General features: G+C 71.5%; 19 protein-coding genes. 5 read left to right on the top strand and 14 right to left on the bottom strand.

Annotated features, from left to right (window positions below; genetic code table 11):
- Nucleotides 1-29: 29 nt before the first annotated feature.
- The 3 genes from IF67_RS44600 to IF67_RS0102585 all read right to left on the bottom strand — a co-directional run bounded on the left by IF67_RS44600 (nucleotide 30) and on the right by IF67_RS0102585 (nucleotide 2,231).
- Nucleotides 30-212, bottom strand: coding sequence for a hypothetical protein (locus tag IF67_RS44600; RefSeq protein WP_030981650.1), 183 nt, complete (start codon nucleotides 210-212; stop codon nucleotides 30-32).
- A 266-nt stretch (nucleotides 213-478) separates the two neighbouring features.
- Complete coding sequence (locus IF67_RS0102590; RefSeq protein ID WP_030081816.1) at nucleotides 479-958, bottom strand: molybdenum cofactor biosynthesis protein MoaE; 480 nt, start codon at nucleotides 956-958, stop codon at nucleotides 479-481.
- A 121-nt stretch (nucleotides 959-1,079) separates the two neighbouring features.
- Nucleotides 1,080-2,231: an SDR family oxidoreductase gene (locus IF67_RS0102585; protein WP_030981648.1), complete on the bottom strand. Its 1,152-nt coding sequence runs from the start codon at nucleotides 2,229-2,231 to the stop codon at nucleotides 1,080-1,082.
- 192 nt (nucleotides 2,232-2,423) lie between these two features.
- Between IF67_RS0102585 and IF67_RS0102580 the strand changes: the two genes are divergently transcribed.
- A complete protein-coding gene (locus tag IF67_RS0102580; RefSeq protein WP_030981646.1) occupies nucleotides 2,424-3,917 on the top strand; it encodes a zinc-dependent metalloprotease in 1,494 nt (497 codons plus the stop codon).
- A complete protein-coding gene (locus tag IF67_RS0102575; protein ID WP_030981644.1) occupies nucleotides 3,914-4,444 on the top strand; it encodes an NUDIX hydrolase in 531 nt (176 codons plus the stop codon). The genes IF67_RS0102580 and IF67_RS0102575 overlap by 4 nt, the downstream gene beginning before the upstream one ends.
- 87 nt (nucleotides 4,445-4,531) lie before the next feature.
- Here IF67_RS0102575 and IF67_RS0102570 read toward each other — a convergent pair whose 3' ends face one another.
- The 4 genes from IF67_RS0102570 to IF67_RS0102555 form a co-directional block, all read right to left on the bottom strand.
- Nucleotides 4,532-5,290, bottom strand: coding sequence for an AIM24 family protein (locus tag IF67_RS0102570; protein ID WP_030981643.1), 759 nt, complete (start codon nucleotides 5,288-5,290; stop codon nucleotides 4,532-4,534).
- Nucleotides 5,291-5,309: 19 nt separating this feature from the next.
- Complete coding sequence (locus IF67_RS0102565) at nucleotides 5,310-5,993, bottom strand: AIM24 family protein (protein WP_030981641.1); 684 nt, start codon at nucleotides 5,991-5,993, stop codon at nucleotides 5,310-5,312.
- An 11-nt stretch (nucleotides 5,994-6,004) separates the two neighbouring features.
- A complete protein-coding gene (locus tag IF67_RS0102560) occupies nucleotides 6,005-7,720 on the bottom strand; it encodes a TerD family protein (RefSeq protein WP_030981640.1) in 1,716 nt (571 codons plus the stop codon).
- A 114-nt stretch (nucleotides 7,721-7,834) separates the two neighbouring features.
- Entirely contained in the window at nucleotides 7,835-8,458 is a 624-nt protein-coding gene (locus IF67_RS0102555; RefSeq protein WP_374211056.1) for a M48 family metallopeptidase, read from the bottom strand.
- Between the two features lie 178 nt (nucleotides 8,459-8,636).
- On the opposite strand from IF67_RS0102555, the gene IF67_RS0102550 reads away from it, so the two are divergent.
- Nucleotides 8,637-9,764 carry a ThiF family adenylyltransferase gene (locus IF67_RS0102550; RefSeq protein WP_030981636.1) on the top strand — a complete coding sequence of 376 codons (1,128 nt, stop codon included), beginning with the start codon at nucleotides 8,637-8,639 and terminating at the stop codon, nucleotides 9,762-9,764.
- 56 nt (nucleotides 9,765-9,820) lie between these two features.
- On the top strand, nucleotides 9,821-11,257 hold the full coding sequence (locus IF67_RS0102545) for an ABC1 kinase family protein (RefSeq protein WP_030981634.1): 1,437 nt from the start codon (nucleotides 9,821-9,823) through the stop codon (nucleotides 11,255-11,257).
- A 99-nt stretch (nucleotides 11,258-11,356) separates the two neighbouring features.
- On the opposite strand, the gene IF67_RS38725 is transcribed toward IF67_RS0102545, so the two are convergent.
- The 5 genes from IF67_RS38725 to IF67_RS0102520 form a co-directional block, all read right to left on the bottom strand.
- Nucleotides 11,357-11,554 (bottom strand): hypothetical protein, encoded by a 198-nt coding sequence (locus IF67_RS38725; RefSeq protein WP_037838614.1) that lies wholly within the window; start codon nucleotides 11,552-11,554, stop codon nucleotides 11,357-11,359.
- 103 nt (nucleotides 11,555-11,657) lie between these two features.
- Complete coding sequence (locus IF67_RS0102535; protein ID WP_030081835.1) at nucleotides 11,658-11,981, bottom strand: hypothetical protein; 324 nt, start codon at nucleotides 11,979-11,981, stop codon at nucleotides 11,658-11,660.
- The gene (locus IF67_RS0102530; RefSeq protein WP_030981630.1) at nucleotides 11,978-12,331 is read right to left on the bottom strand and encodes a WhiB family transcriptional regulator; all 354 of its coding nucleotides are present in this window, start codon (nucleotides 12,329-12,331) and stop codon (nucleotides 11,978-11,980) included. The genes IF67_RS0102535 and IF67_RS0102530 overlap by 4 nt, the downstream gene beginning before the upstream one ends.
- 118 nt (nucleotides 12,332-12,449) lie before the next feature.
- A complete protein-coding gene (locus tag IF67_RS0102525; RefSeq protein WP_030981628.1) occupies nucleotides 12,450-12,776 on the bottom strand; it encodes a hypothetical protein in 327 nt (108 codons plus the stop codon).
- 143 nt (nucleotides 12,777-12,919) lie between these two features.
- Nucleotides 12,920-15,148, bottom strand: a complete 2,229-nt coding sequence (locus IF67_RS0102520; RefSeq protein ID WP_051817490.1) for an ATP-dependent DNA helicase UvrD2 — start codon at nucleotides 15,146-15,148, stop codon at nucleotides 12,920-12,922.
- Between the two features lie 401 nt (nucleotides 15,149-15,549).
- Here IF67_RS0102520 and IF67_RS0102515 point away from each other — a divergent pair, with 401 nt between their 5' ends.
- Nucleotides 15,550-15,792 carry a mycoredoxin gene (locus tag IF67_RS0102515; protein ID WP_030981625.1) on the top strand — a complete coding sequence of 81 codons (243 nt, stop codon included), beginning with the start codon at nucleotides 15,550-15,552 and terminating at the stop codon, nucleotides 15,790-15,792.
- Nucleotides 15,793-16,158: 366 nt separating this feature from the next.
- Here IF67_RS0102515 and nudC read toward each other — a convergent pair whose 3' ends face one another.
- On the bottom strand, nucleotides 16,159-17,094 hold the full coding sequence (nudC, locus tag IF67_RS0102510; protein WP_030981623.1) for an NAD(+) diphosphatase: 936 nt from the start codon (nucleotides 17,092-17,094) through the stop codon (nucleotides 16,159-16,161).
- Nucleotides 17,095-17,166: 72 nt separating this feature from the next.
- Complete coding sequence (locus IF67_RS0102505; RefSeq protein ID WP_030981621.1) at nucleotides 17,167-18,567, bottom strand: dipeptidase; 1,401 nt, start codon at nucleotides 18,565-18,567, stop codon at nucleotides 17,167-17,169.
- Between the last annotated feature and the right edge of the window lie 9 nt (nucleotides 18,568-18,576).

Here is an 18,576-nt window from a genome sequence, read left to right as displayed (position 1 = left end):
CGCTTGCTTCCGCGAACCACCGGAGAACGTCAGACGGGGTCCGAGGCGGGGTCGGGAACGGAATGCTCTCTTTCCATGGCGTCACGGAACCGTGCATAGCCCGCGAGCTCTGCCACATCCCCGGTCCTGCGGTTCCGTAGGGCCCAGCTGCTCCACGCCGCGGCAATCAGCCCGGCACCCACCGGAATCAGCAACCAGAGGAGCGCACCCATCAGCGACCTCCCAACCCCTTTTACGACCGCGATCGACGAATAAGCAGATTAACCATCTGCTGGGTCAACGCTTGCGCCAGGGGGCGGGTTACGCAACCGGAGCACAAGGCACCGGTTCGGCCTCGTGTTCGCAGGCCACCACCCCATGGCCACAGGGCCATTGCCCGCTGCGTCTTTCGTATCCCCTGCCCCGGGAACGCCTCGTTACGCACCGGGCAGATCTCCGTCTTGGAGGCCTAATCCCCTCCCGCCCCCAGAAGAAGGCGCTACGCGCCTACCCATTCTTCGGTGCCGTCGGAAAACGTCTGATGCTTCCAGATCGGTACCTCGTGCTTGAGGTCGTCGATCAGCTTGCGGCAGGCCTCGAACGCCTCGCCCCGGTGCGGGCAGGACACCGCGACGACCACGGCAAGATCACCGATGCGCAGATCGCCCACGCGGTGGACGGCGGCCAGCGCCCGCACCGGGAAGTCGGCGATCACCTTCTCTGCGATCCGGCGCATCTCCGCCTCGGCCGTCGGGTGCGCGGAGTAGCCCAGGCCGTCGACGTCGGCGCCGTTGTCGTGCGAGCGGACCGTGCCGACGAACAGGGCCGTGCCGCCCGCCGCCGTGTCTCCCACGGCCGCGAACACCTCGTCCACGGACAGCGCGGTGTCGCGGATCTCCAGGAGCCGGATCGGATCCGCCGCGGCCTGCTCACCGGGGTGGTCGCGGCCGGGGGACGAAGGGGAGGGCGTACCAGACATACCCCCATCGTGCCGTACGCGGGCACGGCGGGGAATGGCCCTTTCCGCCGGTCGTCCCGGCCGCCGTATGGAGACTCCTCCAGCCCGATGGAGGCTCCCCGGCCCGCCGGCCCGGTTCCGCTCAGAGGCGGCGGCGGGCCTTACGGGCGCGCCGCACCAGAGCGGCGGTGCCCAGGAGGGCGACGGTGGCGCCGGCGGCACCCGCGGCGGTGGCGTCCTTGCGGCCCAGCCGGCGGCCGGCGACGGTGTGCCGTCCGGCGACCTCTTCCAGGAGCTCGGCGAGCACCTCCTCGTTCGTCCACCGGGGCCGCCAGCCCGCATCGTGCAGCCGGCTGCCGCTGACCACCCACGGGTGCATCGTGTACGCGAGGTCCCCTGCGGGCGACGGCGTCAGGCCGATGCGGTGCAGCCGGGCGGCGGCGCCCAGGGCCACCGAGGACGGCAGCTCCATGCGACGGATGCCGGAGAGCTCCTCGACCTCCTCCTGCTCCAGCCAGCCGTCGCAGCCCACCGCCAGTTCGCCGTCGACCTTCTCCAGCGCGGCGAACTCCAGCGCGCTGACCAGGTCCTCGACATGGCAGAACTGCCAGGCGGGGCGGGATCCGGCGACGACCAGGAGGCGGGGCGATTCGAAGTAGCGGGTCAGCGCGGTGTCCGTGCCGCCCACCAGGACGGTGGGTCGCAGCACGGTGACGTTCAGGCCGGGGTGTGCACGCGGCGCGCGGTGTGCCAGGTGTTCGATCTCCAGGAGGTCGCCGACACCCGTGGCGTCCGCAGTGGCCCGCAGCTCGGCGTCCTCGGCCAGCGGGACGTCGTTGTCGGGCAGCGCCCCGTAGACCATGGCGGAGGTGCACAGCACCACCCGGTGGACGCCGGCGGCCGCGGCGGCGGTGAGCACGGTCTGGGTGCCGCGCACGTTGTACGCGGTGCGCGCCGCGTCGTCGGTCTCCAGGTCGAGGTCGAGCGCCAGGTGCACGACGACATCCGCGCCGCGCAGCTTCTCGGCGATGGCCGGGTCCCGGACGTCCAGGACGTGCCAGTGCGCCTCGGCGACGTCGCCGCGCCGCTCGTCGATGGCCACCACCTCCTTGACCTCGTCCGAGGCGACCAGGGCGCGCGTCAGCAGCGCACCCACTCCGGAGGCGGCTCCGGTGACGGCCACCACTGGCCGGCGCAGTGGCCGGTCCGTGGCCCCGCCTGCGGTGGTGCCTGTCTTCTCGGTCTGGGCCGCAGCGTTTCGCGCTGCGCGAACGGTCGGATCTGGGGAACTCACCGGGCGTCTCCAGCGGTTGTCTTCAGTGCGGACGTGTGGTCATGCGTGCGCACCAGGTGGCGTCCATCCTGCCCCAGCCACCGGGACAGCGAAGCACCGAGCCCCGAAGCGGTCCGGGTGTCTACGCTGGAGGTGATGTCGGGCAGCCGCCGTCGGCCACCTGGTCGGCGGCCCTACGAGCCGAGGAAACCCGTGAGTGACACCCCATTTGGATTCGGCCTTCCGCCGGAGGAGCCGGAGGACGGCGACAACGGCAAGAAGAAGGGCGGCCAGGGAGGTAGCCAGGGCCCCGCGGACCCCTTCGGGTTCGGCGGCGGGAGCGGCGGCGCGGACAACCCGTTCGCGGCGCTCTTCGGCGGCATGGGCGGCCCCGGCGGCGAAATGAACCCTGGCGACCTGGGCGCCGCCTTCCAGAAGCTCGGACAGATGCTCTCCTACGAGGGCGGCCCGGTGAACTGGGACATGGCCAAGGACATCGCGCGGCAGACCGTCGCGCAGGGCGCCGAGAACGGCAGCAAGGACGCCAGCCTGTCGCCGGGCGAGCGGACCGCGGTCGAGGAGGCCGTGCGCCTCGCCGACCTGTGGCTGGACGGTGTGACGTCCCTGCCGTCGGGCTCCGGCTCGGTGGTGGCCTGGAGCCGCGCCGAGTGGGTCGAGGAGACGCTCCCGGTGTGGAAGGACCTGGTCAACCCGCTCGCCGAGCGCGTCGGGGCGGCCATGGGCGACGTGCTTCCCGAGGAGATGCAGGCCATGGCGGGCCCGCTGCTCGGGATGATGCGCTCCATGGGCGGCGCGATGTTCGGCACCCAGATCGGCCAGGCGCTGGGCGTGCTCGCCGGTGAGGTCGTCGGTTCGACGGACATCGGACTTCCGCTGGGGCCGGCCGGCAAGGCCGCGCTGCTGCCCGGGAACATCGCGACGTTCGGCGAGGGCCTGGGCGTGCCGGAAGAGGAAGTGCGGCTGTATCTGGCCCTGCGCGAGGCCGCCCACCAGCGGCTCTTCGCCCATGTGCCGTGGCTGCGCTCGCATCTGTTCGGTGCCGTCGAGGGCTATGCGCGCGGCATCAAGGTCGACACGACCAAGCTGGAGGATGTGGTCGGCCAGATCGATCCGCAGCATCCCGAGGAGCTTCAGAACGCCCTTCAGCAGGGCATGTTCCAGCCCGAGGACACCCCGGAGCAGAAGGCGGCTCTGGCGAGGCTGGAGACCGCGCTGGCGCTGGTCGAGGGCTGGGTGGACGCGGTGGTGCACGCCGCCGCCAAGCCGCATCTGCCGTCCGCGGACAAGCTCCGTGAGACGCTGCGGCGGCGCCGGGCGAGCGGTGGCCCCGCCGAGCAGACGTTCTCGACGCTGATCGGTCTCCAGCTGCGTCCGCGGCGGCTGCGGGACGCCTCGCGGCTGTGGGCGTCGCTGACGGACGCGCGGGGCCTGGAGGGCCGCGACGGCCTGTGGGAGCACCCTGACATGCTGCCGACGGCGGCCGATCTGGACGACCCGGACGGCTTTGTGCACCACGAGCAGCCGGACTTCTCCGAGCTCGACAAGATGCTGGGCGAGGCCGCGAGCGGCGGCAAGCCGGCACCGGGCAAGCCCGCCCCGGGGAACGACGGCCCGGGGAAGGACAGCCCGGGGAACGACGGCCCGGACGAGGCTCCCGGTGAGGGCAAGGGTGACGACGCCACGTGAGTCTGCATGCGGAGGCGGCGCGGATGCTCAAGGAGTGGTCCGCGCCGTCCGACGGCCAGGAGCAGCTGCGGCTGGCGTACCTGGACCACCTCGCCGCTCATCAGGACGGCATGTGGAAGCCCTGCAAGGACGGGCATCTCACGGCCAGCGCGCTGGTGATCGATCCGGCCGGCGGCCGGGTGCTGCTCACCCTGCACCGCAAGCTGGAGATGTGGTTGCAGATGGGCGGCCACTGCGAGCCGGAGGACGCCACACCGGCCGATGCCGCGCTGCGTGAGGCGCGGGAGGAGTCCGGGATCGCGCAGGGGCTGACGCTGCTGCCCGGTGGCCCGGTGCGGCTGGACCGTCATCACACGCCGTGCGCGGTGCATCTGGACGTCCAGTACGCGGCGCTGGCGCCCGCGGACGCGGTGGCGGCGATCAGCGACGAGTCACTGGATCTGCGGTGGTTCGCCTACGACGAGGTGCCCGGCGTCGCCGATGCGTCGGTGGTGCGCCTGGTGGAGCGCACCCGGGCACTCCTCTAGCGGCAGCGGCCCCACAGCGCACGCACTCCGGCGCCCACCCCCGGAAGGGGCGGGCGCCGGAGTGCGTCAACAGTGCATCGACAGGCGTCAGTTGGTGAAGATGTTGCCCTGGTTCTGTCCCCGGGCGCCCTGCTGGCCCATGCCGAACTGGGCGGCCGCACCGGAGCCGATGACGGCGTTCTGCGGCGGCAGCAGCTCGCTGGGCTGGACCAGTGCGTAGCCCTGGCCGAGGAAGCTGAGCTCCCAGCCCTCGCCCGTGTTGCCGCGCCGCCGCCACACCCCGGAGGAGTGCGTCTGCGCCTGCATCTGCACGCGCAGCGAGGCGGACCAGGCGACCACCGCGTCGGCGTCGGCGTTGACGTACTTCTCCGGCGTGACCTGCATCATCAGCGGCTGGCCGGAGGTCATCAGGGCGACCTTGCCCCGTCCGGAGATGTTGAGCTGATACTTGCCGGTGCCGGAGATGCCGTACTGGCTGTCGACGGAGACGACGTCCCAGTGGAGGCCGGAGTCCAGTGCCAGGACGTAGCTGCTGTCGACGGTCAGGCCGTCGTGGTCGATGTCGACGACATGGACGTACTGGCCGAGGTTGGCCAGATAGACCGTGCCCTGCCCGGAGACGCGCATCAGGTCGAGGCCCTCACCGGAGTGCGCGCGGGCCCGGTGCTGGCCCTGGGTCTGGTAGTTGCCCTCGAATTCGAGCAGCCCCTGGTAGGCGACCATCGTGCCCTTGCGGGCGAGGACGTCCTCGTGGCCCTGGAGGGCGACGCGCAGCAACTGGCTGTTCTGTAGCGCGTAGCGGTCCTGGGTCTGTGCCTCGGTGAAGGCGAAAAGCGGACTCTGCATTGGGTGTTCGTCCTCCCCCTCAGCCCCGGGCCCGGAGCCGGTCGGTGCTGTCCTCGCTGGGCTGGACGACGACGAACCCCTCGCCGGAGAAGCCCAGTTGGTATGCCTCGCCGCTGCCGCGTCCGATCATCGAGGACGCCTTGAAGCTGCGCTTGCCCTTCATCTTCAGATGCGTCGACCAGGCGACCAGGGCGTCCGGGTCCACATAGGTCTCGTCCTCGCCGCGGCCGCAGTCGACGACGATGGGCGTGCCGCGGGAGGTCAGGGCGACCCAGCCGGTGCCGGAGATACCGACGTTGAAGAGTCCCTGGCCGGCGAACTTCGCCATGCCCTTGACGCGCTGTACGCCCCACTGGAGCTGGGTGTCGAAGGCGAGGAGGTTGGTGCCGTTGACGGAGAGCGAGTCACCGTTGAGGTGGATGCAGACCACGTCGGCGCCGTAGTCGGCGAGATAGAGCACGCCGTCGCCGGAGCACTTCATCAGGGGTGCGCCTTCGCCGGTGAGCCACTGGGAGGCCATCTGGCGGACGGCGGGCGGGTTCGGCTCGTACTGGACGAAACCTTCGTAGGCGACCATCGAGCCGGTGCGTGCGAAGACGTCCTGGCCGCTCTGCATGGCGATCTTCACCATGGCACTGCCGTGGTTCTCCATACGGGCGGCGGGCGGGGTCGGGACGTAGCCCGACAGCTGCTGCTGGTTCATGACGGGCTCCCTCAGACCTCGTAGGGCTGGACGACGATGAAGTTGCCGGGCGCGCCGCGGAACTGGAGGTTCACGGTCTCGCCGGAGTGGCCGGGGAAGGCGTGCCGGCGCAGGCTCACCTGACTGGAGATGATCACCTGCGAGGCCGCGGACCAGGCCACGATGGCGTTGGCGTCGGCGAAGGTGGTCGGGGTGACCGGCAGCACGACCGGGGTGCCCTGGGTCTTGACGACGAGGGTGCCGGTCCCCTGGAACTGCATGGTGAACAGGGCGCCACCGGGGATGCCGTGTCCCTCGATCCGGCGGACCTCGTGCTGAAGCGACTCATCGAAGGCGAGGACGCTCTCGGCGGACACACAGATGGCGTCGCCCTGGAGCTCGATGGGGTGGACGTGGGCGCTGTTCTCCGCGAAGAAGACCTGGCCCTGGCCGGTGCAGCGCATCAGCTGCATCTCCTGGCCGGTGGCGTTGCCGACGATCCGGCCGCGGAAGCCGGCGCCCTTGTAGCCGAAGTCGACCTTGCCCTGGTAGAGCACCATGCTGCCCTGGCGGGCGAGCACCGGCTGGCCGTCGACGCCGAGGTCGACGCGGATCAGCCTGCTGTTCTGCGGGGCCCAGCGCTGGCCGGTGGGAGCTTCCTTGTACTTGTCCAGTACGACGCCGAGGCCGGGGCCGCCGCCCTGGGGCACGGCCGGTGCCTGGCCGCCCGGGTACGGGGCACCCGGGGGCGGCCCCGGCTGTCCGTACGGGGCGGGCTGGCCCTGCGGGGCGCCGTAGCCGCCGGGCGGCGGGGCGGGCTGGCCGTAGGGCGGCGCCTGCGGGGCCTGCTGGCCGGGGAAACCTCCGGGCGCGGTCTGCGACTGCCCGTAGGGGTCCTGGCCGGGTGCCGGCTGGCCGTAGGGGGCCGGCGGCTGCTGGCCGGGCGGTCCGGGCACAGCGGGCGGGGCCATCGGCGCGGCGATGGTGGGCGCGTTGTGCACCTGCGGGGCCGTGGGCTGCGGTGCGGGCGCCGGCTGCGGTGCGGCCGGGGGCGCTTGGGGCGCGCCCTGCGGCGGGCCGAAGTCGGGCGCGGGCTGCGACGGTACGGGCGCGGCGGCGGGCGCCCCGAAAGACGGTGCCGGGGCCGCCGCTCCGGGGGGCGGCGCGAAGCCGGGCGCGCCCTGTGCTGCCGCGGGCTGCTCCGGCGCCGCCTCGGCCTCTTCGGCGACCTCGCCGCCGAAGTTCTTCAGCAGCGCGTCGAGTCCGCCGTCGAAGCCCTGGCCGACCGCGGCGAACCGCCAGACGTCCTTGAGGTAGAAGTCGCCGAGCATGACGGCGCGCTCGGTGCTGAACTCGCTGCCCGTGAAGGAGTAGCGGGCGACCTCTTCACCGCCGGCCACGATCCGGAGGTAGCCGGGGCCGATCTGGGAGACCTGGCCCGCTCCGTCGAGTGCGGCGGTGAAGGAGAGCTTCTGGATGTGCGACGGGATCTTGTCGAGGGTGACCCGGAACGACTCGCTGTCGCCGGCCTGCGCCCCGAGCAGCTGGATCGACTCCTCGGGCGACTTGGGCTGGTTGAAGAAGATGAAGTACCGGTCGTCGGACAGCCGCTCGTCGGCATCCAGACCGAAGCAGCTGATGTCGAAGGTCAGGCCGGGCCCGGCGATCTGCACACCGACGTACAGATCCGTTCCCGCCGTCAGATCACCGATTTTGGCCTTGTGGCCCCGCTGGAATTCCCTGGCCATACGTAACGCCCGTCCCCCGCTCCCGCTGTGAGTTCTTCTGCGCGGCCAGGCTAACCGCTGGCGCCGACAGCGGGCGATGCCGGGGCACGGCGGATCTCGTCCGGTTTCGCGCGGTCAATCACCACGGGCGGCGGGCAGATGGGGCAGCCGGTCTGCCGCGACCACTCCTTCGAGGTAGCCGCGGGCCCGCTCCGTACGGGGGTAGGCCTCCAGCAGGCGCCAGAACCGGGGGCCGTGGCCGGGGACGAGCAGATGGGCGAGTTCGTGCAGCAGGACGTAGTCGATGACGTACTCCGGCATGCCCTGGAGGCGGTGCGACAGGCGGATACTGCCCTCGGCAGGGGTGCACGAGCCCCAGCGGGTGTTCTGGTTGGTCACCCAGCGCACCGACGCGGGGCGGGCCCGGCCCTCCAGATACTGGCCGGACAGCCGCCCGGCGCGCTCGGCCAGCTCGCCGTCGCCCAGTATCCGCTTGCTCTCCTGGGCGGCGAGCTTGTCCAGCATGACGGTGACCCAGCGCTGCTCCTCGGCCTCGGACATACGGGCCGGAATCAGGACAACCGTGCGGTCGCCCTCGCGGTACGCCGAGACCGTTCTGCGCCGTCGTGAGCTGCGGCGCACCTCGACGGCGCTGGTGCCGGACCCCCGGGACGGGGGGCTCGGGGCAGCCCTGCGCGATGTGTCAGCGGCGCGGCGCAAGGGTGTCTCCCCTGGGCCGTGGGAAGGGTCGGCGGGCACGCGCCCGACGTTACCCGCTGGGGCTGCGGGAAGTCCCGCCCCGCGGACGGTTCGCCACCGAACCACTCCATGGCGTGCACCGCTTGTATGACGAATACCCACCGCCTGTGGATAACTTCCGCGGGGATCGGCCGTTCGGCGCATGCTGTGAGCCGGACGACGAAGGACGGGGGCGGAGATGGGACATCCGATGCTCAAGCCCGCGCTGCGGCGCGGCTGGCAGGACAGGGAAACGGTGCGCTTCGGCGTGGCGCCGGCGCATGCGAGGGTGGTCGGCCCGGTCGACACGGCGACCGGCAGCTTCCTCTCGCTGATCGACGGCACGCGCACGATGCAGCAATTGATCGAGGAGGCCGCACTGCTGGACCTCCCGCCCGAGCACGCACGGGGCGTGGTGGACCGGCTCGGCGCGGCCGGTCTGCTGGAGGCCCCCACCGCGGGCGGGGCGGCGGCCGAGGCCGTACGGGCGGACCACGCCGCCTTCGAGCAGCTGCGGCCCGACCTGGCTTCGCTGTCGGTGCGGCATCCGGAACCCGCGGGCGCCCTGGGCCGGATGGGGGCGCGGCGCGCGGTCCGGGCCAAGGTCAAGGGGGCCGGGCGGGTCGGCGCCGCGATCGCGGCACTGCTCTCGGCCTCGGGGATCGGCCGGGTGGAGGTGTTCGACGGCGGCATGGTCCAGCCGTGGGACGTGATGCCCGGCGGGCTGCCGGCCGAGCGGATCGGCGAGCGGCGCGGTGCCGCCGCGCAACGGCTGGTGCACCAGTCCTCCCCCTGGGGCCGTACCCCGCGGCCGCGGGTCCCGGTCAGCGAGTCCGGCGAGCCCGGGTTGTCCCTCGTGGTGCTCGCCCCGCGCGACGGGCTCGGCGCCTACGCCCCCGACCCCGTGATCTCCGAGCCGTTGCTCACTGCCGGAATCCCGCATCTTTACGCCGGGGTGATCGAGGGCACGGGTGTGGTGGGTCCGTTGGTGCTGCCCGGAGGTTCGGCCTGTGCCCGCTGCGATGAATTACGCCGTACGGACGCGGAGCCTGCCTGGCCGCGTCTGCTGGCGCAGTGGCGGTCGGGCCGTGGCTCCCCCGCGGTGCCGGCCTGCGATGCCGCGCTGGCCACGGCGGTCGCGGGGGTCGCCGCCGTCCAGGCGCTCACGTTCCTCGACGGTGAACTGCCGCCGTGCACAGGGTCGCGGATGGAGCTCGCGTCGCCATGTGCGAGCGTGCGGACGGTGCGTATCGAGCCGCATCGGGAGTGCGGCTGCGGCGCTGCCGTCCCGCTGAGTACGGCAGGCGCCTCGGCTCCTCGGCCGTGACACGCCACAATGACGGAGTAACCCCGGTTGGGGGACAGTGTGAGTTGGAGGGGCGCATGTCTGATCTTCCCCGCAAGGCGGTCACCCGCACCGCCAAGCTGGCCGCGCTGCCACTGGGGTTCGCCGGCCGTGCCACCTGGGGCCTCGGCAAGCGGATCGGCGGCAGATCCGCCGAAATCGTCGGCCGGGAGCTTCAACAGCGCACCGCCGAACAGCTCTTCAAGGTCCTCGGTGAGCTGAAGGGCGGGGCAATGAAGTTCGGGCAGGCACTGTCCGTCTTCGAGTCGGCGCTGCCCGAGGAGATCGCCGGCCCCTACCGCGCCGCCCTGACGAAGCTTCAGGAGGCGGCGCCGCCGATGCCGACGAGCACGGTGCACTCGGTGCTGGCCGAGCAGCTCGGCGAGGACTGGCGCGAGCTGTTCGAGGAGTTCGAGGACAAGCCGGCCGCGGCGGCCTCGATCGGGCAGGTCCACCGCGCGGTGTGGCACGACGGCCGTGAGGTGGCCGTCAAGGTGCAGTATCCGGGCGCCGGCCAGGCGCTGCTGTCCGACCTGGCGCAGCTGAGCCGGTTCGCCCGGCTGCTGGGCCCGCTGATCCCGGGCATGGACATCAAACCGCTGATCACCGAGCTGCGCGACCGGGTCTCGGAGGAGCTGGACTACTCCCTGGAGGCGGAGTCCCAGCGGGCGCATGCCGAGGAGTTCGCCGACGACCCGGATGTCGTGGTGCCCGCCGTGGTCCACCAGTGCGACGAGGTCCTGGTGACGGAGTGGATGGAAGGCATGCCGCTGTCGGAGGTGATCGCCGACGGCACCGACGAGCAGCGCAACCGGGCCGGTCAGCTCCTCGCACGCTTCCTCTTCTCCGGCCCCGCCCGTACGGGCCTGCTGCACGCCGACCCGCACCCGGGGAACTTCCGGCTGCTGGCCGGGGACTCCCCCGACGGCCCCGTCGAGGAGTGGCGGCTGGGGGTGCTGGACTTCGGCACCGTCGACCGGCTGCCCGACGGACTGCCGCCGACGATCGGCACCTCGCTGCGGATGACACTGGACGGCGAGGCGGACGCCGTCTACCAGCTGCTGTGCGAGGAGGGCTTCGTCAAGGAGTCCATCGAGCTGGATCCGGACGCGGTACTGGAATATCTGCTGCCGATCATCGAACCCGCCCAGGTGGACGAGTTCACCTTCACCCGGAGCTGGATGCGCCATCAGGCGACCCGGATCGGCGATCCGCGCTCCCCCGCCTACCAGTTGGCCAAACAGCTCAATCTGCCGCCCGCTTACCTCCTGATCCACCGTGTGACGTTGAGCACGATCGGTGTGCTGTGCCAGCTGGGGGCGGCGGTACGGCTGCGCGACGAACTCGAGGCATGGCTGCCCGGCTTTGTACCCGAGGAGGAGCCGGCCGGCCCGGAGGTGACCGGCATCGCCCTTGAGGACGAGGACATCAGTGTGGACCTCGGCAAGGAGGCCGTCGAGGAGACCCCGGCCTGAGCGGGCCCGCCGGGCGGCACGGGCCCGGCCGTCCGCCGCTCCTGCCACCGGAGCGGACGGGACGGCCCGAGCGCCCGCCGGCCCCGGTGCCGCCCGGTCTCACCACCAGCTCGAATCCAGGCGTCCCTCGATGGCCCCGATGTTCTCCCGCGCGCAGCTGTCACAGAAGTAGCGGCGCTCACCGTTCTCGACGGAGCAGGTCCAGGTCGGCGGAGAGCCCTCGGTGACCGCGCCACAACCGGCGCACGCTGTGTCCCCGTCAGCCAACTCCGCCTGTTCATGCGTCTTCTGGTCCACCAGCCGACGATATCCCCGCCAGCCCCGCGAAAGCGGGATACAACGCACGATGGGGCCCGCCCTGTCGGACGGACCCCATGGGTGGCGGTATCAGCACGCCGCCTTACTGCATCACGGCCATCGCCAGTGCACGGCGGGCACGGAGCGACGCGCGCTCGGCGCGCCGCTGCATACGCCGCGCGGCGGCGAGCCGATGAGCCCTGCGTTCCGATTCAGCCTCTTGGAGGCGTTCGTGCATATGCGCACGCGCCAGGGCTTCTGGGATGAGTTGCATGGCGAGATTCCTGTTCTGACGCGACTCGATCGCGTCGGCGTTCACATTCACGGGGACGGGGGTGTCGGTGAGGGAGGGGTTCATCGTGAGGTCCTGCTTCTGGGGATCCCGTGTGACGGGATGGTCGATCGTTCCTGTGCCGATGGAGTTCATGCCGCAACCGGGTTCTTGCGCGGACGGCCACGCGGACGCTTCCGGGGTACGACGACGCCCTGGACGAAGAGCTCGCCGCCCCAGACGCCCCACGGCTCACGACGGTCTTTGGCACCGGCGAGACAGGCCTCACGGACGGGACAGCTCTGGCACAGCGTCTTGGCGTACTCGACGTCGGCCGGGGACTCCGCGAAGAAGACCTCGGGGTCATACGTGCGGCACGGAACAGCGGCGCCGAGGCGGTCGATCTCGTCGTCGAGCTCGGTGAGGGGCAGCAAGGGGTTCTCCTGAGGGTCGGGCGGAGGGATCAGGTCGGTCGCTACGGACGGGGTGTGCGTCTGGAGTTGCACGGTGGTGTGTTCCTCGTCTGTTCGGCCCGGCTGGTGGCGGGCGCGTGGGCAAACAAAAGGGCCGCGGATCCCGGTGTGGGTTCCGCGGCCCTGGAAGGTGCCGACCTGATCGTGCCGATCAGGCTGGATCTCTCCAGGGTTCGAGGCCGCGGTAGGCCCACATTTCATGCTGCGTCTGGTACTGCTTCCGGGATCCGGCACCATTGGCCGCCGCGAAGACAAGGGCATTCGCCGATGCCGTCGTTGCTGCTACCGCAGGTGCCTCGGTCGGTCGCGCGGTGCGCTCACTGCGCGTCAGCACAGCGAGGGACTCGGGGCGCGCGACCTCGATACCGGACAGGCGGCCGAAGCCGGACAGACCGGTACCGGGGAGCGAGGAGCCGAGCGGGCAGGTGGCGACGACCGAGAGATCGGTCATTTTGTCGGTCTTGATGATGCTGATCACTGGGCTCGCCTCCTCTCGGCGTCTCGGTGGACCGGGAATCCCGTTCCAGGGTGTTCAAGTACAGCACGGATCCATCGGATCTCGGAAGATTCCGTTGTCTCCGTGCTTCCGAAGGCTATGGGGATGCGCTCCGCGCGCGCAAACTATTTTTCCGACGAGTTTTTCGCGGTGTCCTCGGAGCCGTCTTCCGAGGCCCCCACGAGCTCCTCGCCGGCACAGATTGCCAGCACATCACTGCCGTAGCGGTCGAACTTCCGCCGCCCCACTCCTGAGATGGCCGCAAGCTCCGATTCGGTTCCCGGAACGGCCTCCGCGATCGCCATCAGTGTCTTGTCGGTGAAGACGCAGTAGGCGGGCTGCCGGGAGCGCGCGGCCTGCTCGGCCCGCCACTCGCACAGCCGCTCGTAGAGCGCCTCGTCGAGCTCCGAGGGGCAGTCCTCACACCGCATCAGCTTCATCTCGCCCGCGTCCGTGAGGGTCCTGTTGCAGACCCGGCAGCGGGCCGGGCTGCGGTGCTTGGGACGCCGCGCCACCGCCGCCGCCCCGTCGCCTCGCTCGACGCCCCCCGAGACCGCGCCCGGCGTGCGACGGCCGGCCACCGCCCCGGAACCGGGCCGCAGGCCGCTGAGGAAGCGGCTGGCGCGGCGGGAGGCCCGCCCACCGGGAGAGCGCGCCAGCGACCAGGACAGGGCCAGATGCAGCCGGGCGCGGGTGACGCCGACATACAGCAGCCGGCGCTCCTCCTCTATCTGCTCATCGGTCTTGGCGTAGGTGATCGGCATCATGCCTTCGGTGAGGCCGACCAGGAAAACGGCGTCCCACTCCAGGCCCTTTGCGGCGTGCAGGGACGCGAGCGTCACCCCTTCGACCGTCGGGGCGTGCTGCGCGTTGGCCCGCTCGTCCAGCTCGGCGACGAGGTCGGCGAGGGTGGCCGCGGGCCGGGCCTCGGCGAAGTCCTCGGCGAGCCGCACCAGAGCCGCCAGCGACTCCCAGCGGTCGCGGACCGCCCCTGAACCGGCCGGCGGCCGACTCGTCCAGCCCATGTCGCTGAGCACCGCCCGCACCTCGGACGGCAGGTCCACGGCGTCGTCGAGCAGCGCGTCGTTGGCGCCGAAGCGGGCCGCGCCACGCAGCTTGACGCCGGCCTCGCGCACCTCGGGCCGCTCGAAGAACCGCTCGGCGCCCCGCAGCTGATACGGCACGCCGACGTCGGCCAGCGCCTGCTCGTAGACCTCGGACTGGGCGTTGATACGGAAGAGCACGGCGATCTCGCCGGCGGGCACACCGGAGGCGATCAGGTCACGGATCCGGCGGGCGGTGCCCTCGGCCTCGGCGGGCTCGTCGGCGTACTCCGTGTACACGGGCTCGGGCCCGGCCGCGCGCTGCGAGATCAGCTCCAGCCGCTGCTCGGCTGCGCGCCCCTTGGCCTGGGTGAGGAGGCCGTTGGCGAGGTGCACGACCTGGGGGGTGGAGCGGTAGTCGCGGACGAGCTTGACGACCGTCGCGTTCGGGTGGCGGGTGCGGAAGTTGAGGAGGTGGTCGGGGGTGGCGCCGGTGAAGCTGTAGATCGTCTGGCTGGCGTCGCCGACCACACAGAGGGTGTCGCGGTCCCCCAGCCAGAGCTCCAGCAGCCGCTGCTGGAGCGGGCTGACGTCCTGGTACTCGTCGACCACGAAGTGCTGATACTGGGCACGGACCTGCTCGGCGATGTCGTGCCGGTCCTGGAGCACACCGACCGTGAGCAGCAGCACATCCTCGAAGTCGATGCTGCCCCGCTCCCGCTTGAGCTGTTCGTACGTGCGGTAGATCTGCCCGATCTCGGCGGCGTCGCGCGGCGCCTCGCGACCGGTCTTGACGACCGCGGCCGGATAGTCGGCCGGCACGGTCTGGGTGACCTTGGACCATTCGATCTCGGCCGTGACATCGCGCAGCTCATTGCGGTCGAACCGGATGCCGCAGCGGGCGGCGGCCTCGGCGACGAGCTGGATCTTGCGGTCCAGCAGCCGCGGGACCTCGCCGCCGACGGCCTTCGGCCAGAAGAACTGGAGCTGCCGCAGGGCCGCGGAGTGGAATGTCCTGGCCTGGACCCCGCCCGCGCCGAGCTGCCGCAGCCGACCGCGCATCTCGCCGGCCGCGCGGGCCGTGAACGTGACCGCAAGCACACTCGCGGGCTGAAGGATTCCCGCCCGTACCCCGTAGGCGATCCGGTGGGTGATCGCGCGGGTCTTGCCCGTGCCGGCGCCGGCCAGCACGCAGACGGGGCCGTGCAGAGCCGTGGCGACCTCGCGCTGCTCGGGGTCGAGCCCGTCGAGCACCCCGTCGGCCGAGTCAGGCACCGGCGGGAAAAGAGAGGAGTGCGTTGCTGCTGTCACCCCGCCATGCTGCCAGGTCCACAGAGGCGTCCGGGACCCCTGTCCACAGCCACCGCACCCCGGTCCTACGCATCGCGGCCGCTGTGGACAACCGACGACGCGCCGGCGCGTCGGATGCTTTGCTGTGTGCAGGCGGTCGAGGGGGCGGGAGGCGACGGTCGAGCGCACGGGAGGCGAGCGGGCGTACGGCGGGCGCCCGCCCGCTCCCAGCCTTCACACGGTCCGCGTTCGGGTTCCGGCGCAGGTCCGGATGCGGGTCCGGGGCTCGGTTCGCGGCGTCGGGAGTGGGTCGCCCAGGGGCCCGGGAATGGCTGGGGCTCGATGTTCGTTGTGGTGCTTGGCCGCGCCGAGCAGGGCGTCGGGTGGTATTGATCAAGACTTAACGAAGGAGCGCGGGACGCATGGCGGGCACTGTGACGATGTACAGCACGACCTGGTGCGGCTACTGCCGTCGGCTGAAGGGTCAGATGGACCGCGAGGGCATCGCGTACACCGAGATCAACATCGAGCACGACCCGGAGTCGGCGGCGTTCGTGGAGAAGGCGAACGGCGGCAACCAGACGGTGCCGACCGTGCTGTTCCCCGACGGTTCGACGCTGACCAACCCGTCCCTGGCGCAGGTCAAGCAGAAGGTCGGGGCCTGACGGCTTCTCCGAGGGAGCTTTTTCTCGGAGCAAGCTTCGCCTTTGTGGTTCTCCGGAGGCCCTTCGCCTCTGCGGCGACGCGGCTTCCCGGAGGTTGCGTGGCTCCCCCGGCAGTGTCTCCCCCGGCAGCGGTGGTTTCCGGATGAGCAGCACCGTTCCGGGGTGGCAGCGCCGTTCCGCTGAGGGGTTCCGTTCCTTCTGAGGGGCGGGCCCGCGCCGGATGAGTGCCTACAGCGCGTACAGCATGTACAGAGGGCCGTCGGCCGGATCCATCATGTGGTGGATCCGGCCGGCGGCCCTCCGTGTGTGCGTGAGGGCGTCAGGCGTCCGGGCCGCCGTACAGCCGCCCGCCCGTCCGCCCGGTGCTCACGGCCTGGGCAGCGGCTTGCCGTACCAGAGCTCGATGAGGCGGGCGGCGATGGAGATGCCGTACGGCGGGAGGACCTCGCCGGATTCGAAGGCGGCGCGCAGATCCTCCCGGGAGAACCAGCGGGCCTCTTCGATCTCCTCGCCGTCGACCTGGATCTCGGAGGAGGTGGCGCGCGCCATGAAGCCCAGCATCAGACTGGAGGGGAACGGCCAGGGCTGGCTGGCGACGTACTCCACCTCGCCGACGACGACACCGGCCTCCTCGAAGACCTCGCGGGCCACCGAATGCTCGATGGACTCGCCCGGCTCGACGAACCCGGCGAGGGTGGAGAAGCGGCCTTCGGGCCAGTGGACCTGGCGGCCCAGAAGCGCGCGGTCCTCCTCGTCGGTGACGAGCATGATCACGGCCGGGTCGGTGCGCGGGTAGTGCTCGGCGCCGCAGGCCGGGCAGCGGCGGATGTGGCCCGCCGCGGCGATGACCGTGCGCTCGCCGCAGCGTGAGCAGAAGCGGTGCAGCCGCTGCCAGTTCTCCAGGGCGACGGCGTGGACGAGCAGTCCGGCGTCGCGCGGGGACAGCAGCAGACCGGCCTCGCGCAGGCCTGCCGGGCGCGCGGACTGGTCCATGCGGCCGGGCAGCGAGTCCTTCTGGAGGGCGAAGTAGCTGACGCCCTCGTCGTCGGTGCCGAGGTAGTAGCGGTGCGCCTCGGTCATGGGCGCCTCGAAGGACGGCGTCATGATCAGCTCGGTGCGGCCGTCAGGGGTGTCGTCGATCAGCGCCTGTCCGCCGGACACCACGAAGACGCGCGTCGTCGGGTGGCTCCAGGCCGCCGCCAGCCAGGCTTCGTCGAGGCGATGATGGGCGGAGCGGTCAATTCCGCTCGGCGCGCTGAAGGTGAGCGGCCGGCCGGCGGTGTGGTCGGTCCAGGTGGTCACTGCTGTTTCCAACTCCCCCTATGGCGTGGGTGATTGCTGCGTACGGGCGCGGAGCGGTACGGCGGTGCGCGGTCACGTCGTGCGCCAGGTCTCCGCCAGGTCGCCCCACAGGTGGGCGGCGGTCTCGACGCCCTTCATCAGCAGGTCGAGCTCGACCTTTTCGTTCGGTGCGTGCCAGCCGTCCGACGGGACGGAGATGCCGAGGAAGAGGACCGGGACGCCGAGGACGTCCTGGAGGTCGGCCGCGGGCCCGGATCCGCCCTCGCGGGTGAAGCGGATTTTCTGTTCGAAGGCCCGGCCCATGGCGCGGACGACGGACTGGAGCGCGGGGTGGTCGAGCGGGGTGAGGCAGGGGCGAGTGGCGCCCCAGAAGGTGATCTCGTGGCGGATGCCTGCCGGGAGGGTCGCCGCCACCCAGTCGCGTACGGACTGCTGCACGGCGGCCGCGCTCTGGCCCGCGACCAGCCGGAACGACAGCTTGAGCTGGGCGGCGGACGGCACGATGGTCTTGCCGCCGGGGCCCTGATAGCCGCCGCCGATGCCGTTTACCTCGGCGGTGGGGCGGGCCCAGATGCGCTCCAGGGTCGTGGTGCCGGCCTCGCCGAGAGGGGCGTGGGAGTGCGCGGTGCGCAGCCACTCCTCCTCGTCGAAGGGCAGCTCGGCGAAGAGTTCCCGCTCACGGTCGGTGAGCTCGATCATGCCGTCGTAGAACCCGGGGACAGCGACCCGGCGGTCGGCATCGTGCAGCGCGGCGGCCAGCCGGGCGGCCTCGGTGGCGGGGTTGGGGACCGCGCCACCGAACGAGCCGGAGTGAATGTCCTGGTCAGGGCCGTAGAGGTCGATCTGGCAGTCCGTCAGGCCGCGCATGCCGGTGCACACCGTGGGGGTGTCCCTGGACCACATGCCGGTGTCGGAGACGATCACCGCGTCACAGGCGAGGCGGTCGGCGTGCTTCTCGATCAGTGCCGGGAAGTTCGGTGAGCCGGACTCCTCCTCGCCCTCGATGAGCAGCTTGAGGTTGACGGCGGGGGCGGTGCGGCCGGTCGCGGCGAGATGCGCGCGCACGCCCAGGGTGTGGAAGAACACCTGGCCCTTGTCGTCGGCGGCGCCGCGGGCATAGAGCTTGCCGTCGACGGTCTGCGGCGTGAAGGGGTCGGTGTGCCAGCCGTCCTCGCGGGCGGCGGGCTGTACGTCGTGGTGGCCGTAGACGAGCACGGTCGGCGCGGCGGGGTCACCGGAGGGCCACTCGGCGAAGACCGCGGGCAGGCCGCCGGTCTCCCAGATCTCGGTGGCCGCAAAGCCGGTGTCGGTGAGCTTCGCGGCGAGCCATTCGGCGCTGCGGCGCACATCGCCGGCGCGCTCCGGGTCGGCGGACACGGAGGGGATGCGCAGCCAGTCGGCGAGGTCCTCGAGGAAGGCTTCGCGGTGGAGGGTGATGTACGCGCGGACGGCGCTGTCCGGGGTGTTGCTCATACGGCCGAG

Source organism: Streptomyces sp. NRRL S-1813 (assembly GCF_000719605.1).
In the GTDB taxonomy this organism is placed as follows: Bacteria; Actinomycetota; Actinomycetes; order Streptomycetales; family Streptomycetaceae; genus Streptomyces; species Streptomyces decoyicus.
Note: the sequence above shows the minus strand (reverse complement) of the source record. Positions and strands in the feature narration are given on the sequence as shown.